Source organism: Streptomyces sp. LS1784, assembly GCF_020103755.1.
Taxonomy (GTDB): Bacteria; Actinomycetota; Actinomycetes; order Streptomycetales; family Streptomycetaceae; genus Kitasatospora.
The window spans coordinates 1-4285 of record NZ_JAHSQD010000649.1 but is presented as its reverse complement, the minus strand read 5'-3'; the positions used below and the strand labels follow the sequence as shown (position 1 = coordinate 4285).

The following is a 4285-nucleotide window of genomic DNA, read 5'->3' as shown; positions in this document are numbered from 1 at the left end:
GGCGAGGCCGCCGAGCGGCTGCTGGCCGCCGGCGCCACCGCGGTCGTGGCCGCCAGCGACACCCTGGCACTCGGCTGGTACCAGGCACTGCGCCGGGCCGGCCGCACGCCCGGCCCGGACGCCGCCGTCATCGGCTTCGACGACTCGCCGATCGCCCCGCTGCTGTTCCCGTCCCTGTCCAGCCTCGCCCAGCCGCTCGACGCGGTCGGCCGCGCCTGCATGCGGCTGCTGCTGGAACGGCTCGGCGACCGGCAGCGCCCGACCGAACACGTCCTGCTGGAACCCGAGTTGGTCCTCCGCGAAAGCGTGTGACCCCTCCCCGAGCCATCTCCGCCCCCCACCCACCCTCGCAAGGAGATCCCGCATGGCCACCTCCCGCTCCCTCGCCGCGGCCGCCGTCTGCACGGCCGTCGCCCTCGGCGCCGTCACCGGCTGCTCCTCCTCCGGCGGCTTCGGCGACTCAACGGCCAAGCAGGCCTCCGGCGGCAACCAGAACCTGACGGTGCTCATCGCCACCTCCGGCGAGGCCGAGACCGCCGCGGTCAAGGCGGCCACCGCCGCCTGGGCCCAGAAGACCGGAAACACCGTCACGGTGCAGATCGCCAGCAACATCAACCAGCAGCTCGGCCAGGCCTTCGCCGGCGGCAACCCGCCGGACCTCTTCTACGTCAACTCCGACCAGTTCGCGAACTACGCCAAGGGCGGCTCGCTGTACGCCTACGGGGACCAGGTGCCGGACGCCGCGGACTTCTCCGAGCAGCTGCGCAAGGCCTTCAGCCACGACGGCAAGCTCACCTGCCTGCCCAAGGACAGCTCCACCCTGGGCCTGGCGATCAACACCGCCATGTGGCAGCAGGCCGGCCTGACCGAGGCCGACTACCCGACCACCTGGCAGCAGCTCTCCGACGACGCCGCCAAGCTCACCAAGGACGGCGTCACCGGCCTGGTCACCGCCCCCGACTACCAGCGGCTCGGCGCCCTGCTCAAGGAGGCCGGCGGCTGGATCACCAACCCCGAGCAGAACACGATGACGGCCGACAGCCCGGCCAACAAGCAGGCGCTGGAGTACCTCCAGTCCATGATGAAGGCCGGCTCGGCCAAGTACGTCGCCGAGGTGGACGCCGGCTGGGGCGGCGAGGCGCTCGGCAAGGGCAAGGCCGCGATGACCATCGAGGGCAACTGGCTGAAGGGCGCGATGGCCAAGGACTACCCGAACGTCGCGTACAAGGTGATCCCGCTGCCCGCCGGCCCGGCCGGCCCCGGCACCCTGGCCTTCAGCAACTGCTGGGGCATCGCCGCCAAGAGCCCGCACCAGGCCGCCGGCGTGGACCTGGTCAAGCACCTGACCTCGGCCGACCAGCAGCTGGAGTTCTCCAAGGCCTTCGGCGTGATGCCCTCGCGCACCAGCGCGCTCGCCGCGTACGCCGAGAAGTACCCGGAGTCCAAGGCCTGGGTGGACGGCGTCGCCACCTCCCAGGCGCCGGTCACCATCGCCGGCTTCAACCAGGTGCTCACCCAGTTCAACACCGACCTCCAGTCGCTGAAGACCGGCGACCCGGCGGCCATCCTGGGCACCCTCCAGCGCAACGGCGAGCAGGCCCTGAAGAATGCCAAGTAAGCGCACCATACGCACGACCCGCGCCCGGACCGGGCGCGGCCTGCGCGAGGGAGCATGGGGCTGGCTGTTCACCGGCCCCATGGTCCTCGTCCTCGGCCTCTTCCTGGTCCTGCCCATCGCGATGGCCCTGTGGGTCAGCCTGCTGCACTGGGACGGGCAGTCCAACCCGTTCAGCGGCAGTGCGGACTTCGTCGGCCTGGACAACTACCGGCGGCTGTTCGCCGAGGACGGCCTGGACCGTACGCTCTTCGCCACCTCGATGCGCAACACCCTGTACTACGTCCTGCTGACCGTCCCGCTCCAGACGGTGCTGGCGCTCTTCCTCGCCATCGCCGTCAACCAGCGGATGCTGCGCGGCCGCAGCGCCCTGCGCACGGTGTTCTACTTCCCGTCCGTCACCAGCTCGATCGCCGTCTCGACGGTCTTCCTGTTCCTCTTCCAGGGCAGCGGCGCCGTCAACCGGATGCTCGGCTGGCTCGGCGTCCAGGGACCGAACTGGTTCGCCGACCCGCGCGGCCTGGTCTGGCTGGTGCTCGGCCGGCTCGGCGTCGACCAGCCCGCGCCCGGCGCCGGCGGCCCGCTCGGACTGTCCTGGTCCGAATGGTTCGCCGGGCCCTCGGTCGCGATGTGCACGCTGATCCTGATGGCGGTCTGGACCACCTCCGGCACCTTCATGCTGATCTTCCTCGCCGCCCTCCAGGACATCCCGCGCGAACTGGAGGAGGCCGCCGCGCTGGACGGCGTCAACCGCCGCCAACTGCTGCGCCACGTCACGCTGCCCGCGCTGCGGCCCGTCCTCTTCCTGGTCCTCACCCTCGGCCTGATCTCCACCTGGCAGGTCTTCGACCAGGTGTACGTGATGGGCAAGGGCGCCCCCGGCAACACCACCCTCACCCCCGCCTACCTGTCCTACTCGGCCGGCTTCGACAACGCCGACTACGGGCAGGGCGCCGCCATCGCGTTCGTCCTGCTCGGCCTGATCCTGCTGTTCACCGCCGTCCAGCGGTGGGTCCTGCGGGAACGGGACGGCAAGCCGCGAGGCGGCCGGAAGGGAGCCCGCCGTGCCGCGCACTGACAGCCCGCGCGCCGAGGACCGGCCGGTCCTCGGACGCTTCCCCCGACCGCTGCGGTACCTCGGCTACGCGGCCCTGGCCGGCTTCGCGCTGCTCTACCTGCTGCCGTTCCTGCTGCAGCTGGCGAACAGCTTCAAGACCGACCCGGACGCGGCCGCCCACCCGATGTCCCTGCTGCCGGACGGCGGCACCCTCGCCTCCTACCGGCGGCTGTTCGGCCTGGCCGACGACGTGGAGAACGTCCCGTTCCTGCGCTGGCTGGGCAACAGCGTGGTGGTGACCGTCCTGGTCACGGCCGGCCGGGTGCTGTTCGACTCGATGGCGGGCTACGCGCTGGCCCGGATCAGGTTCCCCGGGCGCCGGCTGCTGTTCGCCTTCGTGCTGGCCGTGATGGCGGTGCCCGGTGTGGTGCTGCTGATCCCGAAGTTCCTGGTGCTGAAGAGCTTCGGCATGTTCGACACCTACAGCGGGATGGTCCTGCCGCTGCTGGTCGACGCCGCCGGGATCTTCATCATGAAGCAGTTCTTCGAGTCGGTGCCGCGCGAGATCGAGGAGGCCGCACGGATCGACGGCGCCGGGACCTTCCGGATCTTCTGGTCCGTCGTGCTGCCGATGTCCCGGCCCTCGCTGATCACCCTCACGGTGCTCTCCTTCCAGGGGTCCTGGAACGAGTTCACCCACTTCCTCGTCTCCACCCAGTCCAGCGACCACGACACCCTGACCACCGGCCTCGCACACTTCGTCGCCGGCGGCCTCGGCTCCGGCACCCAGTACCCGCTCAAACTCGCCGCGGCACTCGTCTCCACCCTCCCGGTGGCCGTGCTGTTCTTCCTCTTCCAACGACACTTCGTGCGCGGCGCCAACTCGGGTTCCTCCAAAGGCTAGCCCGGCCCCGCTCGCTTCCCGTCCCTTCCGAACCACCCTGGAGAACGCCCGTGCCCGCCCGCATCGAGGACTACGCGCTGATCGGCGACATGCAGACCGCCGCCCTGGTCGGCCGGGACGGCTCGGTCGACTGGCTGTGCCTGCCCCGCTTCGACTCCCCGGCGGTCTTCGCCGGTCTGCTCGGGACCGACGAGCACGGCTTCTGGCGGATCGGCCCCGGCAGCGGCGCCGCCGCCCCCGCCCTGCCCGCCGACCGCCGCCACTACCGGGGCGACTCGCTGATCCTGGAACAGGAGTGGGACACCCAGGGCGGCACCGTCCGGGTGATCGACTTCATGCCGCCGCGCCCGCTGGCCGGCAAGGACGCCGTCCCCCAGGTGATCCGGATCGTCGAGGGCGTCTGCGGCACCGTGCGGATGCGCTCGGCGCTGCGGATGCGTTTCTCCTACGGCCGGGTGGTGCCCTGGGTGCACCGCGTCGAGCAGGCCGACGGCGGCCACCGCACCGTCGCCGTCGCCGGACCCGACTCCGTCTGGCTGGACGGCGAGGCCGAGACCTACGGCCGAGACCTCACCACCTACGCCGACTTCGCCGTCAGCGCCGGCGAACGGATCGCCTTCGCCCTCACCTGGCAGGCCTCCCACCTCGACCCGCCCAGGACCCCCGACGCCGAACAGCTGCTGGACGCCACCGCCGACTTCTGGCACGA

Annotated in this window: 5 protein-coding genes; all 5 read left to right on the top strand. The window is 71.3% G+C overall.

The features are described 5' to 3' along the window. The coding region (locus tag KS423_RS39765) for a substrate-binding domain-containing protein (RefSeq protein ID WP_224284600.1) at window positions 1–312 on the top strand (312 nt) is incomplete at its 5' end. A gap of 52 nt (window positions 313–364) precedes the next feature. Next, complete coding sequence (locus KS423_RS39760) at window positions 365–1618, top strand: extracellular solute-binding protein (RefSeq protein ID WP_224284599.1); 1254 nt, start codon at window positions 365–367, stop codon at window positions 1616–1618. Next, window positions 1608–2693 carry a carbohydrate ABC transporter permease gene (locus KS423_RS39755; RefSeq protein WP_224284598.1) on the top strand — a complete coding sequence of 362 codons (1086 nt, stop codon included), beginning with the start codon at window positions 1608–1610 and terminating at the stop codon, window positions 2691–2693. The genes KS423_RS39760 and KS423_RS39755 overlap by 11 nt, the downstream gene beginning before the upstream one ends. Then, complete coding sequence (locus tag KS423_RS39750) at window positions 2680–3576, top strand: carbohydrate ABC transporter permease (RefSeq protein WP_224284597.1); 897 nt, start codon at window positions 2680–2682, stop codon at window positions 3574–3576. The genes KS423_RS39755 and KS423_RS39750 overlap by 14 nt, the downstream gene beginning before the upstream one ends. Before the next feature lie 50 nt (window positions 3577–3626). After that, window positions 3627–4285 (top strand): trehalase-like domain-containing protein (locus KS423_RS39745; protein ID WP_224284596.1); only part of this gene is annotated, 659 nt, incomplete at its 3' end.

What these genes read in the sequence shown, in the direction of transcription:
- KS423_RS39760 (WP_224284599.1), top strand. Translation starts at nt 365, where the DNA reads ATGGCCACCTCCCGCTCCCTCGCCGCGGCCGCCGTCTGCACGGCCGTC.
- KS423_RS39755 (WP_224284598.1), top strand. Translation starts at nt 1,608, where the DNA reads ATGCCAAGTAAGCGCACCATACGCACGACCCGCGCCCGGACCGGGCGC.